General features: G+C 41.2%; 21 protein-coding genes and 1 pseudogene. 18 read left to right on the top strand and 4 right to left on the bottom strand.

The window, feature by feature from the left end; translation table 11 throughout:
- Window positions 1-30 precede the first annotated feature (30 nt).
- The 4 genes from ACQY77_RS20075 (at window position 31) to ACQY77_RS20090 (ending at window position 2,218) form a co-directional block, all read left to right on the top strand.
- Window positions 31-189: a hypothetical protein gene (locus ACQY77_RS20075; protein ID WP_421940540.1), complete on the top strand. Its 159-nt coding sequence runs from the start codon at window positions 31-33 to the stop codon at window positions 187-189.
- A gap of 13 nt (window positions 190-202) precedes the next feature.
- Window positions 203-931: a T6SS effector amidase Tae4 family protein gene (locus ACQY77_RS20080; protein ID WP_421940539.1), complete on the top strand. Its 729-nt coding sequence runs from the start codon at window positions 203-205 to the stop codon at window positions 929-931.
- 1 nt (window position 932) lies between these two features.
- Window positions 933-1,709: a hypothetical protein gene (locus ACQY77_RS20085; protein WP_421940538.1), complete on the top strand. Its 777-nt coding sequence runs from the start codon at window positions 933-935 to the stop codon at window positions 1,707-1,709.
- Window positions 1,710-1,789: 80 nt separating this feature from the next.
- A complete protein-coding gene (locus ACQY77_RS20090) occupies window positions 1,790-2,218 on the top strand; it encodes a hypothetical protein (protein ID WP_428430059.1) in 429 nt (142 codons plus the stop codon).
- Here ACQY77_RS20090 and ACQY77_RS20095 read toward each other — a convergent pair.
- Window positions 2,179-2,550 (bottom strand): annotated as a pseudogene (locus tag ACQY77_RS20095) (IS110 family transposase); the annotation flags it as partial. The gene ACQY77_RS20090 and the pseudogene ACQY77_RS20095 sit on opposite strands and share 40 nt — an antisense overlap.
- Window positions 2,551-3,898: 1,348 nt before the next feature.
- Here ACQY77_RS20095 and ACQY77_RS20100 point away from each other — a divergent pair.
- From ACQY77_RS20100 to ACQY77_RS20130, 7 genes are all read left to right on the top strand, one after another.
- On the top strand, window positions 3,899-4,285 hold the full coding sequence (locus ACQY77_RS20100) for a VOC family protein (RefSeq protein WP_421940537.1): 387 nt from the start codon (window positions 3,899-3,901) through the stop codon (window positions 4,283-4,285).
- A gap of 294 nt (window positions 4,286-4,579) precedes the next feature.
- On the top strand, window positions 4,580-5,161 hold the full coding sequence (locus tag ACQY77_RS20105) for a Crp/Fnr family transcriptional regulator (RefSeq protein WP_421940536.1): 582 nt from the start codon (window positions 4,580-4,582) through the stop codon (window positions 5,159-5,161).
- A 126-nt stretch (window positions 5,162-5,287) separates the two neighbouring features.
- A complete protein-coding gene (locus tag ACQY77_RS20110) occupies window positions 5,288-5,416 on the top strand; it encodes a hypothetical protein (protein WP_421940535.1) in 129 nt (42 codons plus the stop codon).
- Window positions 5,404-5,892, top strand: coding sequence for an isochorismatase (locus ACQY77_RS20115; RefSeq protein WP_421940534.1), 489 nt, complete (start codon window positions 5,404-5,406; stop codon window positions 5,890-5,892). The genes ACQY77_RS20110 and ACQY77_RS20115 overlap by 13 nt, the downstream gene beginning before the upstream one ends.
- 62 nt (window positions 5,893-5,954) lie before the next feature.
- Window positions 5,955-6,689, top strand: coding sequence for a pirin family protein (locus ACQY77_RS20120; protein ID WP_421940533.1), 735 nt, complete (start codon window positions 5,955-5,957; stop codon window positions 6,687-6,689).
- A gap of 1 nt (window position 6,690) precedes the next feature.
- Window positions 6,691-7,182, top strand: coding sequence for a cupin domain-containing protein (locus ACQY77_RS20125; protein ID WP_421940532.1), 492 nt, complete (start codon window positions 6,691-6,693; stop codon window positions 7,180-7,182).
- A 280-nt stretch (window positions 7,183-7,462) separates the two neighbouring features.
- The gene (locus tag ACQY77_RS20130) at window positions 7,463-7,723 is read left to right on the top strand and encodes a hypothetical protein (protein WP_421940531.1); all 261 of its coding nucleotides are present in this window, start codon (window positions 7,463-7,465) and stop codon (window positions 7,721-7,723) included.
- 156 nt (window positions 7,724-7,879) lie between these two features.
- Here the strand turns inward: ACQY77_RS20130 and ACQY77_RS20135 are convergent, their stop codons facing one another.
- Window positions 7,880-8,836, bottom strand: coding sequence for an NAD-dependent epimerase/dehydratase family protein (locus ACQY77_RS20135; RefSeq protein ID WP_421940530.1), 957 nt, complete (start codon window positions 8,834-8,836; stop codon window positions 7,880-7,882).
- A gap of 315 nt (window positions 8,837-9,151) precedes the next feature.
- Here ACQY77_RS20135 and ACQY77_RS20140 point away from each other — a divergent pair, with 315 nt between their 5' ends.
- The 5 genes from ACQY77_RS20140 to ACQY77_RS20160 all read left to right on the top strand — a co-directional run bounded on the left by ACQY77_RS20140 (window position 9,152) and on the right by ACQY77_RS20160 (window position 18,059).
- Entirely contained in the window at window positions 9,152-9,640 is a 489-nt protein-coding gene (locus tag ACQY77_RS20140) for an Lrp/AsnC family transcriptional regulator (protein WP_421940529.1), read from the top strand.
- An 825-nt stretch (window positions 9,641-10,465) separates the two neighbouring features.
- Window positions 10,466-11,848, top strand: a complete 1,383-nt coding sequence (locus ACQY77_RS20145; RefSeq protein ID WP_421940528.1) for an IPT/TIG domain-containing protein — start codon at window positions 10,466-10,468, stop codon at window positions 11,846-11,848.
- A 21-nt stretch (window positions 11,849-11,869) separates the two neighbouring features.
- A complete protein-coding gene (locus tag ACQY77_RS20150) occupies window positions 11,870-14,950 on the top strand; it encodes a SusC/RagA family TonB-linked outer membrane protein (RefSeq protein ID WP_421940527.1) in 3,081 nt (1,026 codons plus the stop codon).
- A gap of 12 nt (window positions 14,951-14,962) precedes the next feature.
- The gene (locus ACQY77_RS20155) at window positions 14,963-17,041 is read left to right on the top strand and encodes a RagB/SusD family nutrient uptake outer membrane protein (RefSeq protein WP_421940526.1); all 2,079 of its coding nucleotides are present in this window, start codon (window positions 14,963-14,965) and stop codon (window positions 17,039-17,041) included.
- Between the two features lie 19 nt (window positions 17,042-17,060).
- Complete coding sequence (locus ACQY77_RS20160) at window positions 17,061-18,059, top strand: DUF4973 domain-containing protein (protein ID WP_421940525.1); 999 nt, start codon at window positions 17,061-17,063, stop codon at window positions 18,057-18,059.
- A gap of 140 nt (window positions 18,060-18,199) precedes the next feature.
- Here the strand turns inward: ACQY77_RS20160 and ACQY77_RS20165 are convergent, their stop codons facing one another.
- Window positions 18,200-19,912, bottom strand: coding sequence for a family 43 glycosylhydrolase (locus tag ACQY77_RS20165; protein ID WP_421940524.1), 1,713 nt, complete (start codon window positions 19,910-19,912; stop codon window positions 18,200-18,202).
- A 519-nt stretch (window positions 19,913-20,431) separates the two neighbouring features.
- Here ACQY77_RS20165 and ACQY77_RS20170 point away from each other — a divergent pair.
- Window positions 20,432-21,169 carry a 3-keto-disaccharide hydrolase gene (locus ACQY77_RS20170; RefSeq protein WP_421940523.1) on the top strand — a complete coding sequence of 246 codons (738 nt, stop codon included), beginning with the start codon at window positions 20,432-20,434 and terminating at the stop codon, window positions 21,167-21,169.
- A 7-nt stretch (window positions 21,170-21,176) separates the two neighbouring features.
- Complete coding sequence (locus ACQY77_RS20175; protein ID WP_421940522.1) at window positions 21,177-22,532, top strand: Gfo/Idh/MocA family protein; 1,356 nt, start codon at window positions 21,177-21,179, stop codon at window positions 22,530-22,532.
- Window positions 22,533-22,617: 85 nt separating this feature from the next.
- On the opposite strand, the gene ACQY77_RS20180 is transcribed toward ACQY77_RS20175, so the two are convergent.
- Window positions 22,618-23,394 carry a response regulator transcription factor gene (locus tag ACQY77_RS20180; RefSeq protein ID WP_421940521.1) on the bottom strand — a complete coding sequence of 259 codons (777 nt, stop codon included), beginning with the start codon at window positions 23,392-23,394 and terminating at the stop codon, window positions 22,618-22,620.
- Window positions 23,395-23,397 lie beyond the last annotated feature (3 nt).

Genomic DNA, 23,397 nt, shown 5'->3' on the forward strand with positions numbered 1-23,397 from the left:
AGTTTTTAGTTTTGCAGTTAAATTTGCCGCATGACCGTGACCGTATTGCCTATTTTAGAAACTGATTTTAAGCCCGAAAAGCCACTTGCCGAGGTAATGAATGAGAGATTGATCCGCTTAGCAAAAGAGCGGCGCGATCTCGGGGGTGGTCACCGCCGGGATAGGGGCAGGGTTCGGGGAAATTGGTAAATTTGGACACGAATTGCTCAGAGGCCTCGCACATGGAGTTGCACAAGGCGGCATCTCAACACTATCAGGAGGTAATTTCTTAACGGGATTCGCCACCGGCAGTCTTGGATCGCTGGCAGGAAGCGGATGGCAGTCACTTGGTGAGTTTGCTAAAAGCGGAGTTGGCACAGTGGCATTTTCAGCTGTCTCAGGAGGAATAGGCGCTGAGCTTACAGGAGGAAACTTTTGGCAAGGTGCCGGAACAGGCGCAATTGTAGCAGGATTGAATCACCTTGGACATCAAGTGAAAAATAAGTTTTACGACGCGAAGTTGAAAAAAATGTTCGATGTTTATAAAAAATCAGTAGACGATTTTCCTGGTGCCAGTGATTTCTACGATTCGATCGGCGGCCCCCTTGGCGACTGGGCAGCCCAATCCCCCGATATGTTCGAAAATACCTGCGCGGCAAGATTGAGCAAGGCATTAAATTACGGCGGATTTGAAATTCCCAAAGGTACGCCAGCCACATATCTCGGAGGCGACGGCAAGTCTTATTTTATCAATGCAAAAGCGATGAGCAATTACCTATCAAAAAGCACTGTATGGGGCACCCCAAGATCCTTAAGTAACTATCTGCATTTAAAAAATGCCGTATTCTACCAAAGCGATTTCGGAGGAGGAGTATCAGGCCACCTCGATATCCTGTACCGAGGCGTCCCAGCCCACCATATTTACCCAAACCCTACAAAATACTGGCACTAAGATGAAAAATACTTTTACTCTATTTTTTGCAATAACAATATTTGGATGCAATATAGGATCTTCCCAGAAACATGGAGATTCATTTGCCGGCGATCAAAATAGCTCACAACAACAGCAACAACAACCTTCAGATACCGTGCTTGTCGTCCAGGAAATAGCAAAAGAGATTTCCGGCGAAGGCCGCATCGAAAAGGAGTATTTCTTGGCGAAAGCCTCCGATAGTTCATCATTCTCCTGCATTGTACAGCAGAAAACTTGTAAAAAGGCCCTCTCAATGCTACTCAGATACGCTCCGGGAGGCAAGATACCAGCTAAGATTTCCCAAAGGGACACAAATGCATTAGTGAGTAACAATGGTTCAGGCAAAACGGTCAGAGAACTTTCGCTCAAGGATCAGTTGCAGGAGCTACGGTTCATCCTGCAGGGTATTTCAAAGGAATATGATTTTGACAGCCTAAAATACATCAGAATGTCCATAGGTACTTTCAGGCAGCTATCAGTAGATTTAACAAAAGAGTTCACTGCTAAATATGGCAAACGAGTGGATTATAAAAGCAATGAAAAAGTAAGACAGCTGCTGCTCCAATCCACCTTTTCATCTCAGCTGAATCAAATCCTGAAGTACTACGGGATAACTGTCATCAAAGTATCCCTTGGAGAACTCGTTTATTATCTTCCACCGCAGGGTAACCTAGATACAAGGCCAGGGGCGAGGGATACTACCCCAGAAAAGATAATAGACGGATTGGCGGTATTTACAGTATCGGGAGGAAAATAACCCTTCGGATAGTGAATCGGCAGCTTCATCAAAGGTCTGGAGTAATCCAAAATATTCAATTCCATTGATCGCCAAAAATTATGATAAAAATACTGACAACTTATTTAACGGCCCCTGTAAAATGCTTATTTATCCTATTGCTCGCCTCTTTTAGCCGTAGTTTTCTTTACGCCCAAACCAATGCATCGGTGCAGGCGGACGGAAGCAGGTTCAGTAACGTTCTTACATCAGTGCCGTTTTTACTCATCACACCGCAGGCCAGGTCCGGGGCAATGGGAAATGCGGGGGTAGCCATGGAGGGAGATGCAAATTCAGCTTCAATCAATACAGCTGCACTGGCTTATAGGAAGGAAGATAGTTTCGGTCTGTCGATAAATTATAGCCCATGGCTTAAAAACCTCACAGAGGGCATGAGCCGATTTCTTAATGTGGTTAGTTCTGATAGGTATTGTATAATTTCCCGTTTTGGGCGCCATAATCCAAGCGTTTCCCTATTTTTATACAGATAGGAAGCAATTTCGCGTGAGTCAGCTGCGTCTGTTTTTCCCCTCCTTTTTCCCAGGGACCTTTTTATCTGAAGCGCATCTTCCAGTATAACATTTGCCCTCAGTTTTTTTAAGCATTTAAGCACTGGGTTGCAATAAATACCTGTCTGTTCCATTCCGAATAGTGCTTTATTAAGACTGAAACCATTAATTCCATCTAACTCGCTTACAAATTCATAAATAGCATCCGGCTTATTCAGGATCCGTCTATGAAAAAGCAGTAGATTCCGTTTCATAACCGAACAGTCTAGGGTATCCTTTGATACGTCTATCCCAATCACAAAAACAGTTTTCATTTTCAACTTTAATTTTTAAAAGAAGTATCCTCGCAGTCTGAGATTGTGTCCCTGAGTGGGTCATTAACCTTACAGCCGCCTAATTCGCTCCGACTGTATTTAAGAAATTTCCAAAAAGCATTTAATATGGTCTTTTGCCTATAAGTGGGTCATTAACCTAGTGCTCTCGATAAGCCGATTTCATACGCTATCCTAATTAGACTAACTTAAATGAAAGGATACTTCAATATTATATGGTTCAAAAAAAATGTCAGGGATTGCATTTAATTTACTGCCAATCCTTAAGGTCTTATCTTGCCTGGTCGAGCTTTACCCGTTGGATGTTTATAATTCTTCAGATCATTTGTTAAAATCACAATGCATTAAAATGAGGCGGTGTCGTTTTGAAAATGTTTTCCAACTATTTTAAATAAAGTGTAGCTTGTTCAATCAGTTTACTGTCAATACTATAAACGCATTGTTCGCCTTTCTAATATACGCAGCAAAATTGGAGATATTGTTTTGAAATTTCGCTAACGTGTGCGCTGATTCTCTGTCCGAATTATAGATCCTTTTTAGTATACAGATGATATTTTAGACACAAACGATCCTCTCATGTTGGATTCATAGTCCAGCCACTCTCGAAGCAGCCATCCTCAGAATGGAAATCAACTTGTCAAATTCGGTAAAATGGCAACCCAGCAATACCGATACAATAGCTATAGTCTCTGATGCAGAAATATCACCCGAAAAGTAACGCAGAAGCATGGCACGTGGAAAGCAATTGCCCAGTTAAATTACTGTACTATTCCAGTGCGAAGACGATATTGCCAGGTATAAAACTATGTAGGGAATGTTGGGTTCCAAAAAAAGAGCCCACCATTTCCAATGTACACTACAATTAAACCCACTGGGCTTCCTCCGGACAGACTACAGGCGGTATGATGCATACCAGAATGGATCTTAACAGGAATACTCAAAAATGCTCCGAACTCATAAGTATTTGATTAATGGTTCGATAATACCCCGGTTTCATTCTACTAATCCAAATTGAGCTTGTCCAATCGAGATAAAACTTTCAAGTCTTCAAAGAATTGATTCGTTTGGAATCTATCGTAGGGTACTGGAAAGCCTTAACAAGAAATTGTTAAGGCTTTATTTTTTACGAGATGTTTTGCTGATGAATTGCCAGGAGAAAACACTGAAAAAAATACTACTGGTTAATCTGCATGGAATAATTTATGCTAGCGCAGGTCTCCAAATGCATCAGCCCTGGCACAAACTACCCACTAAAATGTCTCTCCTGCACCTCAGGTATTTGTGCATTATTCCCTAACTTTCTTAAAATTTTCTACCTAAAATATTTGATATGAATGCGAAAATGATCTGGGCTAATTACACCGTGAGTGACTTAGACCGAACAACAAAATTTTATACCGATTTAGGCTTTAAATCTAACGGACGATCTGCAGAGCTCACCAGCTTTTTCTTTGGTCAGCATGATTTTATTATCCATTTCTTTTTAACTGATAAGCTGAAAGCCAATGTAGAAATTGAAATATCTGATGCACATGTTGCAAACGAAATAATTTTTACCCTTTCTGCCGGGAACCGCGATGAGGTTGATGAGTGGGCAAAGCAGGTTGAAAACGCGGGTGGAAAAATTGTATCGGCACCTAAAGCTTTTGGAGCAGGGTATTACGGTTTTGTATTTGCCGACCCCGATGGGCACAAGTTTAATGTGTTCAATATGTAGCAATTGCTTAAAGGCTAAGTATAAGCGAAACTTTTTTAGCGGGAACAAAAAATAGTTTACATTTCTTATGCAATCATTTTGCTGTCATTCTGAACGTTAGTGAAGAATCTCTCGCAATGAAATATCACACCTGTGTTTTAATTGTTTCCTACTTTATAAATTATAGTTCTATCTACCTTACTTGCACTACTTGTTAACACCGAATGAAGGTTAAGTTAGGGTTAAAAAAGCGAATGCTTAAACCAGGACATAGGATTTAGTACAAATTTTTTAGTTTTATAAAAAATTAGCGATATGTTCGATTCCCTATTTAACTACATAAAACGGCACAGTAATTTACCGCTATCAGATGAAGATGTAACACTTATCAAAAAGTCATTCGCTTTAAAAAGCCTTAAGAAAAAGGAATTCTTTTTGCAGAGTGGAGATATATGTCAGTATACAGGCTTTATCCTGAAAGGTGCCATGAGGCAATATAGTGTTGATGATGCGGGAAATGAACATATCATCCAATTATCTATTGAGGACTGGTGGACTGTAGACCGGGAAAGTTTTTTGATGAAGACACCCTCGGTATATAATATTGATGCATGGGAGGATACGGATCTTTTGGTTTTAAGCCTGGAGAATCTGGAGCAAATTCACACTATTCCGGCAATTAAAGAAATGTTCTGGCAAATGAACCAGAGCAATTTCATAGCATCACAAAAAAGACTTAACCACTCCATCTCTCTACCTGCCCTGGAGCGATATGAAGAACTGGTAAAAAATTATCCTGATTTTGTTCAGCGCTTCCCGCAACACAGTATTGCTTCATATCTGGGTATTAGTAAAGAAACCCTTAGTCGGGTACGAAATAAATATGTGCATAAATAGCGTCCAATGGTTCTTACTAACCGTTAAAGTATTCTGAAGGCCCATTCTTTATTGACAAATGTCATCGTCGCGGGGTTTTTGTAGGGCCTAACTTTGATTAACAAAAGAAAGTTAAAACTCAAGACCATGAAACAGTTTAAAAAAGACGATGCTATCATGCTATTGGTAGATCATCAAACAGGAACACTCAATTTTGCTGCAAACAGATCACACGAGATGATTGTGAGCAGAACAAGGGCACTGTGGCGCGCTTAGCAAAAGCACTTGATATTCCGGTAATACTCACCAGCAGTCAGGAAGATCATGCTCAGGGACCATTGATTCAGGATTTAGCTGATTTGCTTCCCCAAGAATTTGAAAACAGGGTTAAAAGAGCAGGTATCACCAATGCCTGGGATGATGAAAATTATAAATCTACAGTGTTGGAGGCTGCTAAGGGCAAGAACAATGTAATCATGGCTGGATTGACCAATGATGTATGTATTGTTTGGCCATCTATTTCTATGCAGGAAGAAGGTTTTGATGTGCAGGTGGTGATAGATGCTGGAGGTTCTCCTTCTCAAATTGCCGATGATATTGCGCAGCAAACCTGGGAAAGCCATGGTGTAAGAACAACTACCATTAACCAATTGATATCTGAGCTGGTACACAACTGGGCTACTGAGGATGGACAAAAAGTATTGCCTATTCTCTTCGAAGAAGTAATGTCAAAAGTAGGACAGTTTTCTTAATTAATCAGGACCGATAAGCCGGCCTTAAACTGATGCTTAGACCGGCATTTAAAATTAATGTTATGTTGCAGAAAATAAGTAATTCCAGGTTTCTTGGGCACGGCCCGATTAAAATACTGTACCCTGGAACAGTCCTGTCTGACCATGATACAGGCATAGGCAGTATAGGTAGGATAGACCATCCGGAAATTCATGGCAATACCGTCATTAAAATGCATCCCCATATCAATGATGAAATACTTTCCTATTTCAGGACTGGTAAAGCAGAACACAGTGACTCGGAAGGCTTTGTAAAGATGATAGGGAAGAAGACGCTGATGTTAATGAAGGCTGGAAGATCATTTTTTCATGAGGAGAAGATTATTGGTGAAGGAGAAGCTTTAGAAGGACTTCAGATTTTTATTCGTCCAGGAGCAAAAGACCTCAGGCCTGAAGTCGTTTTTCTTGAATTAGATGAGGTTCATAGCACTAACGCCTGGCGCCTTTTGGCTTCCCCAAATCCAGAAACTACTTTCCGCTTCAGTAGCCAGACCTGGCTTTATGATACCAGGCTCTCGGCAGGAAATAGCATAGCGCTTCCAGCCCTGGCCAGAGAGAACCTCACTGCATTATTGTACATATTTCAAGGGGCGGTTAAGGTAAATGGTAATATTGATTTAGAGAAAAAAGATAGTTTGTTACTCAAAGATGAGGAAATCACCATAGAGGCTTCGAAAGATGCAGAACTGGTACTTTTCGTAACCGATGAAGCCGGAGAAATCTTTAAAGGAGGTATGTACAGCGGAAATCAAACGTAATATGGATTCTAGTGTAAGCATCATCAAAGCCGACAGCGGAGAAAGACTGGCTGTTGCGGGGGGAAATTACCGGATTATTATATCGGGCAATGAAACCGATGGCAAATATGCGGTTATAGAAATGATTGTTCCACCAGGCGGTGGCCCTCCACCACATGCTCATCCGGATATGCAAGAAATGTTCCATGTGCTGGAAGGGGAGATCGAGTTTAAAACCGAGAAAGGAATGCAAACCCTGGGGAAGGATGGTTTTGTCAATATCCCTTTGGGTGGTGCCATACACTGTTTTAAAAATAATTCAAAGGAATATGTTCGGCTGCTTTGTACAGTAGTTCCTGCAGGGTTGGAGGAACTCTTCAGGGAGATTGGCAGTCCTGTACTTCCCGGAGAAATACTCGCCATCCCTGAGCTCACGGAAGAAAGAAAACAATTTCTAAAGGAGATGGATCTTAAGTATAATCAAAAGACCTATCCTCCTGACTTTTTGGATTAACAAAAGATTTGTCAATTACTATGCAGGTATCACCGAATGAAGGCGAAATTAGGATTTATTGACCGCTGAAAATGCGAATACTTAAACCGGGGCAAATTTCCTTTCCTATGCAGTAATTTTGCTGTCATTCTAAATGCTAGTGAAGAATCTCTCAGCTATGCAATAACTGTCTGTTCGTTTAAGTCTGAGCAAAAAGCTGTGGCAGATATGGTTAGGAAATTAATGTTCGAGGCCAAACAGATAGCTAAAATCTGCGATACTTAAAGAACAATTGCTGCAAATGGAAAACAGTTATGAAAAGAACCAAAACCTATGGCGCCTTATTGGTAAGTTAAAAGTTAAGTGGGAAGCTCCCTCTTTAGGAAAACTATATTTAGATGTACTGGAGTTAGAATGCCTAAAAAAAATGCAAATTTATGGTATGGACCAGCAGATTTGGCTACGCCATCAAATTAATATACTGGATTGCGAAATGGCTTCTGCAGAGCGCCTTATTGAAGAATATAAGTTATTTTGCCTGCCCATACCACAGGCAATATGAGCTGATAGTTATAATAAATGTGATTTCAGGATTGGTTTAAAAAAATACTGGCCTGAATATTTCATCAGGCCAGTTGCAAAAAAACAAGAGATGGCCGGGAATCCTCGCGATGACCTGCGCAATCATTAACTAAAGTTTAATTTTTTTAGCCTGGGCTTAGTTTTCCTGTAGCTCCTTTAAGTTTAGCAACATGTCTTTAACCATCGCTTCCAGATTGAAAGCCGGCTCCCAACCCCAGTCTGTTCGTGCTGCGCTATCATCGATACTGCCTGGCCAGCTATCGGCAATCTGCTGCCTGAAATCAGGCGCATAAACGACTTTAAAATCAGGAACCAACTTAACAATTTCTTCGGTAAGTGCTTGCGGACTAAAACTCAAAGCAGCAAGGTTATAAGCGGTACGTACCAAAACCTTATCTTTAGGCGCATCCATAAGCTCCAGTGTTGCCCTGATTGCATCCTCCATATACATCATTGGGAGTACGGTATCTTCTTTAAGGAAACAAGTAAAGGGTTTATCTTCTACTGCGTGATGAAAGATATCTACCGCGTAATCGGTAGTGCCGCCCCCCGGCGCTCCGGTATAGCTGATTAATCCCGGATAGCGGATGCTCCGTACATCCAGTCCGAATTTATCAAAATAATATTTGCACCAGTATTCGCCTGCAGCTTTACTGATTCCATAAACCGTTGTAGGCTCGGTTACGCCTTGTTGAGGTGTTGATATTTTTTCTGAATCTGGTCCGAATATCGCAATACTGCTTGGCCAGAAAACTTTTTTTACATTATATTTTACCGACAGCTCCAGTACCGAAAGGAGGCTATCCATATTCAGGTCCCATGCTTTCTTCGGGTTTTTTTCTCCACTGGCCGATAGCATAGCTGCGAGGTGATAGATTTGAGTAATCTTTTCTTCAGCGATCAGTGTTTCTAATGCAGCGGCATCGGTTACATCAAGCCTGAAATAAGGATACATATCTGCCGACAGGTTACCCTGGGCCTGGATATCTGAGGCCAATACCTGTTGCTGTCCGAATTTTAAGCGCAGCGCTGCTGTAAGCTCTCTGCCAATTTGCCCGCAGGCACCAATAACCAATATTTTTTCCTGAACCATGTCTTAAAATGCTAAATGGAGCCCCTAAATCATGCTGTAAACAGCGGAATTCCAACAACACGAAATTCAACACTTGGCGCAACAAAACCTCATGTATGTCTTAAATCCGGAAATAATTCTGATAGGGAGATGACGGCCGAACAAAATTTTGTCAGCGAAGATTAATTTTAGCATCAGGCCAAATTATGTTGCATTGGGATTTGGAAAATTCCCTACAAACTCTTTATGTTTGCCCTTAATCAACAACATTAACCTGCGTAAGTTTAGCTAAATTATTTCCCACAGGTTTTTGTATCCTAAAAACAGCAACCACGCATGCCCAACTATATACTGGATCAGCTAGATCTTGACATATTACGCATCATTCAGGCCGATGGCCGGTTAACGAACAAAGAGATTGCTGCGAAACTTAGAAAATCGGGCAGTACGGTTTTTGAACGGATTGCCAGGTTAAGGCGTGAAGGATTTATTGGGGAAACCGTAACGGTAATTAACCGGAATAAATTTACCGATCTGTGGATTGCCTTTTCGCATGTTAAACTTATGGTACATAGCGCAGAAGCCCTGTCTAATTTTCAGGATCAGGTAGTGCAGTATCCGGAGGTTCTGGAGTGCTACCATACCACAGGGGAATATGATTTTCTGATTAAGATTGTAGTAGGCGACATGCCAGAATACAACCGTTTCATTATGGAAAAACTCTCTAAACTGGAAAATGTAGGGGCCCTTAACAGTACCTTTGTGGTTAATGAGGCCAAACGCTCACTTTGCTATCCGATCCGCTATAAGCAAGAGATTTTATAAATCAATTTACAATTTACCGCCTGTCTTTCTGCTATTTTAATTGGTCTTTTCTTCAGCCTTTTTGGCCTGATCTTTTTATGGGTAGTTTCGAGAAAATGCTTTGTTAATATAGCTGTATTTCAATGTTTTATTTGTGGTTAAGTTATGTTTTTAAAAGGCTAACTTGAGACAAATCGACAAAAAGTTGAACAAATAATAAAGGGAGTATTCCTTTACTTTGATTTCAATTAACCAAATAACAAACCTTACTGCACTATAGTCTAACCAGCAATACTAAGCATATGCAGTATCAATCCTTTTTATGAGAACAAAACTATTTATTTCAGACGATTGATAACCATCAAATTAAGTAAAGCAAACTAACTCAGGGAAATCAAAACTAAATTAATTTTATGCTCAATTTATACTTATCAGTTCTGAGAAAGTCTTTCCGATCAGAAAGCAACTAAGCGTCACTAATATTCTATTGATTAACACAAACCATTTCGGTTAGTATCAATCAAAAATAGTTAAGGATATCATCAGGTATTCAAAGGTGCCGTTATGCATTAATTTTTCGGCAAGGGCTAAGTATTTATTTCCAGATCGGAAACCGGTGTTTTATTTATAACACCGGAAGGCATTTTTTTGCCTTTTTTCTGAGAAAGGATGGCTTCCTGATGCCTGACCGCATACTCTTCAGCTAGTATTTAAGCGCATTTAAAAACCTGTCAATTTTAATAATTCATCAAATAAACCCCTCATTATCGGGTAACAGCAAGCGTGGTGACGAATAAGCAATCTGCTGCTCATTTTCGATAGGAGTTGGATCAAAACAAGGTGTATATGAAAACAAAAAACAAAGTTAAAACCAGGCGTTGGCGAATCCGTTGGATGTTGTTCGCGTTAATTGCGATTTCCTTATCTCAGTGTAAACAAGAAGAATTACAGGTGGATGAGGGATACGATCCGTCAAAGCCCGTAGTAATTACAGATTTTTATCCCAAGGAAGGAAGTGTAGGAAACAATCTGGTGATTTATGGTGAAAATTTTGGAAATGATATCACTAAAATAAAGCTGACCATCGGAGGTAAACCAGCCAAAATCATCGGTGTAAAAAACAACAGTTTATACTGCATCATCCCAGAGGGAGCATATGACGGAGATATCAAAATCAGTATTCTTGATGGCAACCAGCAGCTTGCCCAGGCGGTATCGAAAGAAAATTTCTCTTATACCCGCAAGCTACTGGTTTCTACCTTTCTGGGTAAATACTATCAGGTAGCGACCGATTTTCAGGAGAAAGAAGGCCCCTTTAATGATTGTGGTGCATTTAAAGGCATCACCTGGCTCACTATGGATCCTAAAAATCCAAACCAGCTCTATTTTACAGCAGATGTTAACAGCTGTCGGCTCATTGATTTTGAAAAGAAGTATGTAAGTTATTTCAGAACCGACCTGGACAGGGTATCGATCATGAACTGGAGGATTGATGGGAACCAGGATATGATTCTGTCTCATAACCATTCGAGCGATACGAAATACGGCAATTATATATTCACCCGGGAATCTAATTTTTTGCAGAAGAAAGCCATCGAGGTTTATGCCCGTGGTGTAAATGGTACAATGATTCATCCCCAGAATGGCGAACTGTATTATTCGAGGTATAGGGCTGGAGATATACGCAGGTATGATTTTAACACCAAAGAAGACAAACTGGTCTTTTCTAATCCCTTCAGTGCTGTAGCAGTGTATATGGTGATGCATCCATCGGGCGATTATGCCTACCTGGTTGAATATGAAAAACATTACATCATGCGCACAGACTATGATCGCGCAACCAAAACCTTTAAAATACCATATACCATCTGCGGAGCTGCAGGCACTGCAGGATATGCAGATGGGATTGGAACGAATGCCCGATTAAACAGTCCGGTTCAAGGGGTGTTTGTAAAGAACCCCGAATATGCCGCTTCAGGAGGCGACCAATATGATTTTTATTTCTGTGATAAGGCCAATCACGCCATCCGCACTTTAACCCCACAGGGAAGGGTGAGCACCTTTGCCGGAAGGGGAAATAATGGAACCAGTGGATATGTGGATGGTGATTTGCGCACTGAAGCCCGTTTCAACAATCCACAGGCCATTACTTATGATGAAACAAGGAAATGTTTCTACATCGGCGACACAGGTAACTGGCTTATTCGCAAAATAGCAAAAGAAGAATAATTACTAAAAACGCAGTATATAATGACAAGATTTTTTTTACTCATATGCATTGGTGTGTTGGTAACCTGTTTTAAGGTCAAAGCACAGGATGTAATTGTTAAAGGCGTGGTAACGGATGCAGCAAAATTACCCATCCCCGGTGTAAGCATAGCTGTTGCCAACCAACCCGGAATGGGCGCCATTACCGATGCTGATGGGAAATTCAGCATCAAGATGCCACCTTATAACCGACTGGTATTTACTTATGTGGGATACGAAAAACAAGAAGTGCTGATTAAAGAGCAACGGGTTGTTAACGTTACGCTTAAAGAATCTGAGGCGAGTGTGCTGAATGAGGTTGTGGTAACCGCCACAGGTGGTGAAAAAAAAATCGCGATAACGGGTGCAATTACCACAGTAAATGTTGATCAGCTGAAGTCGAATCCTTCCACCTCTATGGCCGATGCGTTAGCTGGCGTTGTTCCAGGTATCCAGGCCATGCAAACCTCCGGAAGGCCGGGAAGTATCTCTGAATTCTGGGTGCGCAGTATCTCTACCTTCGGCGCCAGCAATGCAGCCCTGGTATTAATTGATGGCTTTGAACGTGATTTTAATGAAATCAATGTAGAAGATGTTGAATCCTTTTCTTTATTGAAAGATGCCTCTGCAACTGCTATGTACGGAAGCAGAGGAGCCAATGGTGTAATTTTAATTAAAACGAAAAGAGGGAAGGAGGGAAAGGTAAATATTAATGCCAAAGTAGAGGGCTTTTATAATACACTAACCAAACTGCCGGATTTTGTTGACGGATATACCTATGCTTCTATGGCTAATGAGGCTAAGATTGTTAGAAATCAGGAACCTCTTTTTTCTAAAACGGAGCTCGAAGTGCTTCGCCTGGGCCTGGATCCTGATCTTTTCCCAAATGTAGACTGGATGGATGTGATATTACGTGATGGAGCCAAGAGCCAGCGGAGTATCCTGAATTTGAGCGGAGGTGGAAAAACTGCCCGTTACTATTTATCAGGAAGCTACCAAAACCAGGAAGGCATGTACAAGGTAGATGATGCATTGAAAAGTTATAACACCAATGCCAACTTTAAGAAATACACTTACCGTTTAAGCGTGGATATGGACATTACCAAATCTACTTTATTAACTGCAGGCGTTTCGGGCTCTTTGCGCAAGCAAAATGATCCGGGAGTAGGAAGCGATGCAATTTGGACCGCCCTGATGGGATATAACGCGATAACGGCACCATTGCGGTACTCGGATGGAAAGATACCCGCCAGTGATGACCGTGACGGCAATCCTGATAATGATATGGACCGGTTTAATCCCTGGGTTCAGGGTACCATGACCGGTTATAATGAAAACTGGACCAATAATATTCAAACCACTTTAAATCTAAACCAGGGTTTGGATTTTATTACGAAAGGTCTTCGGTTTGTGGGGCGTTTTGGTTATGATACTTACAACAATAACTGGATCAGACGCTACAAGTTTCCAGAGTTATGGAGTGCAAACCGTTACCGCGATACGGCAGGACAACTGGTGTTTAAACGAATCAGAGAAGAGCAGAAAATGACGCAATCGTCTGCTTCGGATGGGGAGAAACGAGAGTTTTTTGAGTGGGAAACACACTATAATAACAATATTGGATCACATTATTTCGGGGCGGTGGTTAAGTATACCCAGCAAGCAAAAATATTTACCCAAAATATTGGCAGTGACCTGAAGAACGGCATTGCCCGTCGGAACCAGGGTATTGCCGGACGAGCCAATTACAACTGGAAAGCCCGTTATTTTGTAGATTTTAACTTCGGTTATACCGGATCAGAAAATTTTCATAAAGATTACCGTTTCGGTTTCTTTCCTGCCATTTCTGGCGCCTGGAATATCGGTGAAGAGGCTATTGTGAAAAAAATGGGTTGGGTAAATATGCTCAAAGTTCGCTATTCATATGGAAAAACGGGTAATGACAATCTTGGTGATATCCGGTTCCCTTACCTCTACACCATTGAGCAAATGGCTGGCGGGGGATACAATTTCGGAGATTACGACTCTTCAAACGCATGGAATGGTATGCGCTATGCTACTGTAGCCTCTCCAAACGTAACCTGGGAAATAGCAACTAAACAGGATTTAGGACTCGATTATTCTCTGTTTAATGATAAGTTCAGTGGGGCAGTGGATTATTTTCGTGAACGCCGTGAAGGGATTTACATGAGCCGCAATTTTCTTCCCGGTTATGTGGGGCTGGAAAACAATCCTTCTGCAAATGTGGGCGAGGTGAAGGCAGCAGGGTTTGATGGCAATTTTACCTTAAAACAAAAGCTATTCAATGTAGACCTTACACTACGTGGCAATGCTACCTACAGCAAGAATGAAATTATTGAACGCGATGAAGAAAACACCATTTACAAATACAAACTGCAAGCGGGACACCGGGTTAACCAGGCCAGGGGTTTGGTAGATTTAGGGTTGTTTAAAGATTATGACGATATCCGGAATAGTGCCAGACAATCTTTTGGTGAAGTAATGCCGGGCGATATTAAGTACAAAGACATTAATGGAGACGGTGTAATTGATGACAATGATATTGTTGCCATTGGAGCAACCACCAGACCAAACCTCACCTATGGTTTCGGCCTTTCGGCCAGTTGGAAAGGTCTGGACATTAATCTGCATTTTCAAGGGGTAGGGAAGTCTACCTACTTTATTAATGGATCATCAGTTTACATGTTTAGTTTGGGTGAGAACTGGGGAAACATCCTGAGTGATGTTGCGAATGGCAGCCGCTGGCAATTGGGTGTGAATGAAGACCCTAACGCAGATTATCCCCGTTTAACCTATGGGCCGAATCCAAACAATTACCGGGCATCTACCTTCTGGCTCAGAGATGGTTCATACCTGCGTTTAAAAACCCTCGACATTGGGTATTCTCTTCCTAAAACCTTCGTAAACAAGGCTCACCTGAATAGTGTGCGCTTCTTTTTTATCGGAACCAACCTGTTCACTTTCAGCAATTTTAAACTATGGGATCCCGAATTGGGAAGCTCCACCGGAAAAGCATATCCGCTTAACAGAACATTGTCATTAGGTGTATCAGTTAATTTATAAGCAATGAAGAATATGAAAAAAATATTTACAGCCTTAGCCTTCTTCGCTACCCTCGCCAGTATAAACGGTTGCAAGAAATACCTGGATTCAGATTATCTTTTTGATGAACGGTTGACAACAGAGGAAGTGTTTACCAACCCTGATTATGCCAACAGATGGTTAGCTCAGGCATACTCTTTTCTGGGGAGCAACTACATGCAGGATATAAGCAGCAAGAAATTTGTGCCTTTTAATTTTGCCGATGATATGTACTATGGAGATGAGAGCGACGGGTACAGGCGATGGAAGAATGGACAATTTACTGAAAATGGGTTAAATGGCGAAAGTAAGGAAATATGGAATACCGCATATAAAGGCATTCGGCAGGCTTCTATTTTTATAAAAAATATCGACATCAATCAGAAATTCTCGGCTAAAGAAATTGCCGATTTAAAGGGGCAAGCCAGGTTTTTGCGTGCCTATTTTTATTGGGTCCTCCTGCGTACGTATGGACCTGTACCAATTGTACCTGACGAAGGCATTGACTATACAAAGGAGTATGATGAAATAGCACAACCACGCAATACCTATGAAGAATGTGCAGTTTACTTATCCAATGAGCTTGCAGAAGCAGCAAAAGGGCTTCCGCTTCAACAGGGAATTCAACAAATTGCCAGGCCTACCCGAGGAGCTGCATTAGCCTTAAGGGCGAGAATTTTATTATATGCTGCCAGCCCATTAGCTAACGGGAAGGCGCCTGCTGAGGTGGTTGCAGCCCTGGTTACCAAAGATGGAAAACCATTATTGTCCCGTACCTACGAAGAATCTAAGTGGGCGAGAGCTGCGGCCGCTGCAAAAGATGTGATGGATTTGGGGCAATATCGCCTCTACGTTGCTTATAAAAAAACAACCGGAGACATTGCCTATCCGGCAACTGTTACACCACCATTTGATAGTAATTTTTCTGGCGGAAACTGGCCCTCAGGGTGGAATGATATCGACCCTTACGAGTCGTACCGCTCATTATTTAATGGAACAGTTCCGGCATACCAAAATCCAGAACTTATTTTTACACACGCTCAAAATCAGGGTAATGAGGGGATAAATGTGCTGGTACTCCATCAATTACCTCGTTTGGAAGGAAAAGGCTATAATTCTCATGGTATGACACAAAAACAGGTAGATGCCTACTACATGAATGATGGAAGTGATATACCGGGAATGAACAATATGTATGCCGGCAGACAGGGGTATGAAAGCCGTTATAATACCAATCCACGTACATCAGGCTATGTGAAGCAAGATGAATTGACAAATTACCCGGAATTAGGACCTTTAGGAGTGGGCGTAAATAAACAGTATGCACGGCGCGAACCTCGGTTTTATGCTTCCGTTTCCTATAACGGATCTACCTGGAATTTTCTCAATGCTGAAACGCTAAAAGATGAAAAAACTAACGTTCAAATATTCTATTACAGGGGCGACCCCAACGGTTATAAAAATACATCGTACTGGCCCCGAACTGGTGTCGGGATAAAAAAATACGTTCACCCCGACGATATCAGCAACGTTTCCATTACCGCATACGATCAAAGCAGACTAAAGCCAAAAGTAGATCCTGCAATCCGCTACGCAGAAGTGTTGCTCATTTATGCTGAGGCCCTGAATGAACTCAATGGCTCTTATAATATTCCTTCCTGGGATGGCAGCAAAAGCCATTCAATATCAAGAAACATCTTTGAAATGAAAGCGGGAATCCAACCCATCCGCATTCGTGCCGGATTGGCTGACTATAAAAGTGATGTGTATGCAGATCCGAATAAGTTCCGTATCAAGTTAAAAAGAGAACGCCAGATTGAGTTATTTGCCGAAGGACATCGTTATTTCGACCTTCGCCGCTGGACTGATGCCCAGGCTGAAGAATCGGCTCCGGTGTATGGTTATAATGCTTATGCCACAAAAGCCCAGGCTGACCTTTTCCATACACCTGTTGAAACGCCCTCACTTCCATCAATCTTTACATTGAAGATGTGGTTCTGGCCGATTCACTATGATGAACTCAGAAGGAACAAATACCTGACCCAAAACCCTGGGTGGACAAATCCTGAATAATTTATTATAAGCTACAACCATGAAAAGAAGTATATATATTCTATTTTTAGTAATCGCAGCAGCAACCTGCTGTATGTCCTGTAATGATGAATGGAAAGAAGAGCAGTTTGTTCAAATGGCATCTTTTAAATCAAACCCAACGGCCCAGGGTGTAACCTGGTGTTATGTTCGTTATAATGCACAAGGCAATGTGAGATTTAATCTCCCCATCATTATGAGCGGTTCTACTCCAAATAACAAAAATCGCACAATACACATTGGCTTAGACCCTGATACCCTGGCTAAGCTAAACCAGGAACAATATGGCCATAGGCAAGAGTTGTATTTCCGTCAGCTTGGAGCCAATTATTATACCATGCCAGCAACAACGGTAGTGCCAGAGGGTGTTAGTACAGTTACGGTTCCCATCGACTTTAAGCTGGGCGATTTAGATCAGGCAGATAAGTGGGTCTTGCCCCTGCAAATCTTAAGTGATGCTTCTTATGATTATCAGGCTAATCCGAATAAACATTATCGGAGAACAATGTTACGCATTACACCCTTCAATGATTATTCGGGCGAATATGGCGGCACCTTGTATAAAATATTTCTGGAAGGCGATACAGAACCTTTAACACTAAACACACACCGTACATTTGTAGTAGATGATAAAACCATCTTTCTTTATGCAGGAATCAGAGATATAGATTATCTGGACCGCAAAAAATATAAAGTGTTTATCAGGTTTACAAACGATAATATCGATATCCAGAAAAAGAAGCTGGAGGTATGGAGCGATAATCCTGATAATAAATTTAAGCTGGGTTCAACGCAATCCTATTATACAAAAGACGAAGCCTGGGATCCTAAGCTTCCTTATTTAAAGCATATTTACACAACGCTTTACCTTTCTTATGAATTTGAAGATTATACAACTATTCCCGGTCAAAGGTTGAAGTATAAGGTAGAAGGAACATTATCGATGCAGCGAGACCTGAATACATTAATTCCTGATGAAGATCAGCAGATTCAATGGTAAGGACCTAAACTGTCTGTTGAGATATGGGGTTGTCAATATTTTGACAACCCCATTATTTTTGTTGTAGGATTAAAGTCTAAATACGCTGAAATAAATTCAGTGAGGGAGTGGATTGAGTTTTCGGAGCTTGCTGAGCGCAGTTAATCGTTTCTGATCTCAAAGTGGCTGAAGATTCCATTTGCTGAAGCATTTCCTTTTGCTACAATCCCTGCTCTGTAGCCCATACCCCAGGGTACGTATTTAGACGCTAAAAAGGCGGTAGTATGGAAAGGTTGCCATTCAGCGCCTTCTTTTTTATAGAAGAATGTTATTTGTTTGCCATTATCACTGATCTGCATTTTCAGTTCCAGCGATCCGGAAAGGTTATCCTTTGTTTCTTTTAGTATGGTGTATTTTCCTTCGAAATTATCAAACACTACAATACCATCCTGCGAAGCTGTAATACCAATTGCGCCGAGCTCCCCAGGCCATTTGCTTTTGAAGATGGCACCCCCCAGGCATATGCCTGCGTTAGCGGCAGTAGGAATTATTTTAGTAATGATCTGAAAGTTTACCGTTTTGATGTATTGACCAAGAAAAGTACCCAATGCGTGATTATCAGCTGAAGCCGCGAGATTTAATCCATTAGCGAAAAACATGGCTGGTTTTTGCAATTTTGAAGGCCACTGCCAGGCGAGATCCAGGTTCTTGTCTTTTTCGAAATGATCAGTAAAGTCGAGTTCGGATTTTGGGCGGTTGGGTACAGTTGAATTGTGCAATACAGGCCATCCGTCTTTACCTATAACGAGCTCTTCAATCACGCCTTCTCTGCCCACAAAAACATCATAATTTTTGTTAAATGCATGATACAACATAAATAATCTGTTATTTGCCGTCTTCACTACAGTACCGTGTCCGGGACAATTCCACTTATCATTGCTAACCATGATCGGGTTGTTGCTGTATTTTTCCCATACGCCGCTGGATAGGTCTTTAGTTCTGGCAATTCCGGTTTTATAGTTACATTTTGCATCACAACATCCGCCAACAGCATACAAGCTGTAAACATATTCGCCAAGGGTAAAAAAACAAGCCCCTTCTACAAGCGAAGTTTCCCAGGGTTGGCTATTGGTATATACCTTACGCTTTTGTCCGAGCAATTTGGTGCGGCTTTCATTTATTTCCTGCTGCCATATCCAGCTTTCCTGGCCACAGCCATTACCATCATTTTTCCAGAAGGCATAAATTTTTCCGTTATGCTGTAGTTCAAATGCATCAATTGCACCACAGGCATCTTCGATTATCACCGGGCCATTATCCGCAAATTTTCCAGTTTCAATTTTGTCAGCATCAATCCAGGCGGTACCACATTGTAAGCCCGGATTACCCTTGGTTTCTCTGTTGTGTGCAGTGTAATAAGCATATATCCGGTTTTGTTTTTGATCATAAGCCAATTCAGAGGCCCAGAAGTTATTTTCTCCCCACTGGTTTTTCATATCCTTAAATCCCTCAGGAAAAACGTGGTTAATCAGTTTCCAGTTTTTAAGATCGGTTGATTTATAAATGGTAAAATAAGGTGCCCATTCGTTTGTAGTGGATGTGGCATAATATACATTCCCAACCCTTATGATGGAAGGATCCGGATTATCTCCCGGTAAAGCCGGATTTACCAGCGCAGTGCTTATGGCTATCTGCTCGCCGGCTGGCAATTGATTTTTTTTAATGCCACAGGCGCTGAACAGTAAAGCACTTATTAAAAGTGTAGTGGCCATTAAATGATAACTACTGATGAAGCCTTGAGTTTTTGGAGGCCTTGAAGAAGCTGAAGATTTTTTGAAAATTGCAAAAAGTCCTGGTATCGAAAAATTAATCATGTATTTCAATGTGAAAAATGTTTGTTGCCAATGGTTTATTTTTTCGAATGTAAGGAATTCTAAACACGAAGGAATTTTGTTAACTCAAATGGCATGCTAATCCGAAGGATCTTTATGGCGGATTTTTTTGAAATTTGGTATTTGTCTTTAATGGGTTAAAATGCTGGTATATAGATTTTTATGGGTTGTGTTTGCCAAACAGGGTTCATCAGTTCATGCCCTCAAGTAGCTACAGCAACCTGCTTTAGCTGGGCTTAAACTGAGACAAATCGACAATAACTTGAACATATTTTACAATGTTCATTGGCTTACTTTGACATTAGAAAACCAATTATAAACATTGTTGCCATCGTAGCGGGCATTGCGGGTATTGTAAAATGAAGCAAGGTATTGATGAAAGTAAAATTATTCATACCGATTAGTATGCAACATAGCGATGCCGCCCTAACATTACCCGGTCTGGCTCAGCAGCACCATATCAACATTAAACACATTTAAAATCAAGTAACACAAAAATTAATGAAAAACTACAGGTTAATTTACACGCTATTGTTGGGCATTTGTGCAGTAAATCTGGCTTATGCGCAAAACACCCTTAGTAAAGACGAGAAAAAGGCAGGTTTCAAAATGCTTTGGAATGGAAAAGATGCAACAGGTTGGCGTGCTATATTCAAAGCGCAGTTTCCGGCCAGGGGTTGGGAAATGAAAAATGGAATTTTAACAGTACTGGCATCGAACGGGCAGGAGCAGGGTTCTGGTGGTGACATTGTAAGTAAAGAAGAATTTTCGGCTTTTATTTTAAAGTTTGATTTCAAACTGAGTCAGGGCGCGAATAGTGGCATAAAGTATTTTGTAACCGAAGAAGAAAAAACGAATATGTCCGGGATAGGATTAGAATTTCAGGTTTTAGATGATGAGAAGCATCCGGACGCCAAGCTTGGCAAAAATGGTAATCGCAAACTGGGATCTTTGTACGATCTTATTCCTGCAAACAAACCAGTATCTGTGCTAAAACCAATTGGCGAATGGAATAGCGGAGAGGTTAGGGTATACCCAAATAATCACGTAGAGCACTGGTTAAATGGTGTGAAAGTAGTAGAATATGAGCGTGGGTCGGCAGCTTTTAAACAACTGGTGGCAGGAAGCAAGTATAAAAACTGGAAGAACTTTGGCGAAGCAGAAAAAGGTCACATTCTTATACAGGATCATGGCAACAATGTATCCTACAAAAATATTAAAATCAAAATCCTTAAATAACCAGGTTATGAAAGAATCAAGAAGAGATTTTATAAAGAAGGCAGCCATTGCAACAGCAGGAACCTATATGGGGACTTTTGGAATGTCGGCAAAAAGTTATGGTAATATTATCGGTGCTAATGATCGGGTTAGGGTTGGAGTAGTAGGTTTTTCTGACCGCTTTAAGGATACTTTGTTCCCTTGCTTTTTGAATCACCATAAAGAATTGAATTTTGACATTGTGGCGCTCTCGGATTTGTGGAATTACCGTCGCAATTTAGGAACGGATTACATTAAAAATAAAATGGGTCACGGGATTACTTCCTGTAAAAACAACGACGAACTTTATGCAGTTAAAGATCTCGATGCGGTAATTATCAGTACACCCGATTTTGCACATGCTTTACATGCCATAGAGGCTGTTAATCACAAAAAAGATGTTTATTGCGAAAAACCTTTCGCCGAAACCATGGAGGATGCCCGTGCTGCATTGAAAGCTGTAAGATCTTCTAAACAAATATTGCAGATAGGATCGCAACGCAGGAGCGGACAAAACTATCAGGCGGCTGCCGATTTTATTAAACAAGGTAAATTTGGTGATATTACCATGGTTGAACTGAGCTGGAATGTTAATCAACCTGGTCGCTGGCGTCGACCTGATTTGGTTTCCAAACTCAAAGAAGAAGATACCGATTGGAAACGTTTTTTGTTAAACAGACCTTATGAAGCATTCGATCCGCGTATTTATTTAGAGTACAGGCTTTTCTGGCCTTATTCTTCGGGTATGCCCGGTCAATGGATGAGTCACCAGATTGATACGGTACATTGGTTCACTGGTTTATCACATCCCCGAAGTGTAACCGCCAATGGAGGTATTTATCAATGGAAGGATGGCCGCCGCAATTGGGATACCACTACCGCCGTTTTTGATTATGGTCCGGTTGATGATTTGACTAAAGGATTTCAGGTGGTATTTACCTCCAGAATGCACAACGGAGATGAAAAACCTGCTGAAATTTACTACTCTAATGGTGGTGAATTAAACCTGATAACCAATACGATATCGCCGCAAGGTGGTTTAACAGCAAGAGCAGCTGCGGCGATGAAAATGAAGCCGAACCTTTTGCCCGAAATTAAACTTGCAGCACCTTCAGCTGCTGCGGCATCTGCCAATACTGGTGCCGACGTGCTGAGCTCAAATCATATGCGTAACTGGTTAGAATGTATACGCAGCAGAAAAGAACCTAATGCACCGGTAGAGGCTGGTTATCAGCATTCAATTGCCAACATTATGACTAATGCCGCTGTTCGAACCGGAGGGAAATCAACTTTTGATGCCAACAAGCAGGAGGTAATGGTTGAGGGTAAAGTTTTTAAATATTAATGCTTTCATCATCAGGGATGGCCAAATACGGGCAATCCCTGACCTTTTTAGGCCTTGATTTTTTTAGAGATCCAAAGGTATGCAGTTAATCTTCCTGTGCGTTCTTGCTTAACGAATTCATATACTCCTGAGGCGGGACTTTAAAATATCTTAAGAAATTTTTATTAAAAAGACTTTGAGAACTGTAACCTACCATCTTTGCAATCTCAAAAAAACTGAACTCGTTTTGGGCTATGAGTTTAGTGGCTTTTTTAAGTCGGGTAACATCAATCAGTTCTTTTGGTGATAAGGAAGAAATTGCCTTTATTTTACGATAAAGTGTAGGCCGACTCATGTGCATATGCTCTGCAAGCTGATCGATATCTAAATAGGGGTCTTGAATATTTTTCCGCACATACTCATCCAACCTCTTTAAAAAGGCTTCTTCTGTTTTAGAGTTTGCAACTACCCGAACATCCTCGAAGGGGGCGCTCGCAAAATGGGCTTTTATTTTTAACCGGTTTTGAAGGAGGTTAGCCACCTGAACACGCAATAGCTGTGGTGAAAAAGGCTTTTTGATGTAAAGATCGGCACCAACTTCCAGCCCTTCAATATGCGCCTTGTAAGTGTTTTTGGCAGTGAGTAATATAATGGGAATGTGGCAATATTCTACGTTTGATTTGATCAGTCTACAAAGCTCAAAACCGTCAATTCCGGGCATCATAATATCCGAAATAATAAGGTCTACTATTTCCTGATCCAGGATTTGTTGGGCCAGCTCTCCATTTATTGCCAAATGCAGTTTATACGTATTCCCCAGAACCTGAGTAAGAAACTCAAGAATATCTTCATTGTCATCAATAATCAGAATACTGTCCGTCATATC

The organism is Pedobacter sp., assembly GCF_965279535.1.
Classification (GTDB): Bacteria; Bacteroidota; Bacteroidia; order Sphingobacteriales; family Sphingobacteriaceae; genus Pedobacter.

Bases quoted from the DNA above. Each gene is read 5' to 3' on its own strand.
- ACQY77_RS20150 (WP_421940527.1), top strand. From the start codon at position 11,870: ATGACAAGATTTTTTTTACTCATATGCATTGGTGTGTTGGTAACCTGT.
- ACQY77_RS20120 (WP_421940533.1), top strand. From the start codon at position 5,955: ATGTTGCAGAAAATAAGTAATTCCAGGTTTCTTGGGCACGGCCCGATT.
- ACQY77_RS20075 (WP_421940540.1), top strand. From the start codon at position 31: ATGACCGTGACCGTATTGCCTATTTTAGAAACTGATTTTAAGCCCGAA.
- ACQY77_RS20110 (WP_421940535.1), top strand. From the start codon at position 5,288: ATGAAACAGTTTAAAAAAGACGATGCTATCATGCTATTGGTAGATCAT.
- ACQY77_RS20135 (WP_421940530.1), bottom strand. From the start codon at position 8,836: ATGGTTCAGGAAAAAATATTGGTTATTGGTGCCTGCGGGCAAATTGGC.
- ACQY77_RS20170 (WP_421940523.1), top strand. From the start codon at position 20,432: ATGAAAAACTACAGGTTAATTTACACGCTATTGTTGGGCATTTGTGCA.
- ACQY77_RS20125 (WP_421940532.1), top strand. From the start codon at position 6,691: ATGGATTCTAGTGTAAGCATCATCAAAGCCGACAGCGGAGAAAGACTG.
- ACQY77_RS20145 (WP_421940528.1), top strand. From the start codon at position 10,466: ATGAAAACAAAAAACAAAGTTAAAACCAGGCGTTGGCGAATCCGTTGG.
- ACQY77_RS20180 (WP_421940521.1), bottom strand. From the start codon at position 23,394: ATGACGGACAGTATTCTGATTATTGATGACAATGAAGATATTCTTGAG.
- ACQY77_RS20130 (WP_421940531.1), top strand. From the start codon at position 7,463: ATGGAAAACAGTTATGAAAAGAACCAAAACCTATGGCGCCTTATTGGT.
- ACQY77_RS20160 (WP_421940525.1), top strand. From the start codon at position 17,061: ATGAAAAGAAGTATATATATTCTATTTTTAGTAATCGCAGCAGCAACC.
- ACQY77_RS20100 (WP_421940537.1), top strand. From the start codon at position 3,899: ATGAATGCGAAAATGATCTGGGCTAATTACACCGTGAGTGACTTAGAC.
- ACQY77_RS20140 (WP_421940529.1), top strand. From the start codon at position 9,152: ATGCCCAACTATATACTGGATCAGCTAGATCTTGACATATTACGCATC.
- ACQY77_RS20175 (WP_421940522.1), top strand. From the start codon at position 21,177: ATGAAAGAATCAAGAAGAGATTTTATAAAGAAGGCAGCCATTGCAACA.
- ACQY77_RS20085 (WP_421940538.1), top strand. From the start codon at position 933: ATGAAAAATACTTTTACTCTATTTTTTGCAATAACAATATTTGGATGC.
- ACQY77_RS20165 (WP_421940524.1), bottom strand. From the start codon at position 19,912: ATGATTAATTTTTCGATACCAGGACTTTTTGCAATTTTCAAAAAATCT.
- ACQY77_RS20155 (WP_421940526.1), top strand. From the start codon at position 14,963: ATGAAAAAAATATTTACAGCCTTAGCCTTCTTCGCTACCCTCGCCAGT.
- ACQY77_RS20105 (WP_421940536.1), top strand. From the start codon at position 4,580: ATGTTCGATTCCCTATTTAACTACATAAAACGGCACAGTAATTTACCG.
- ACQY77_RS20090 (WP_428430059.1), top strand. From the start codon at position 1,790: ATGATAAAAATACTGACAACTTATTTAACGGCCCCTGTAAAATGCTTA.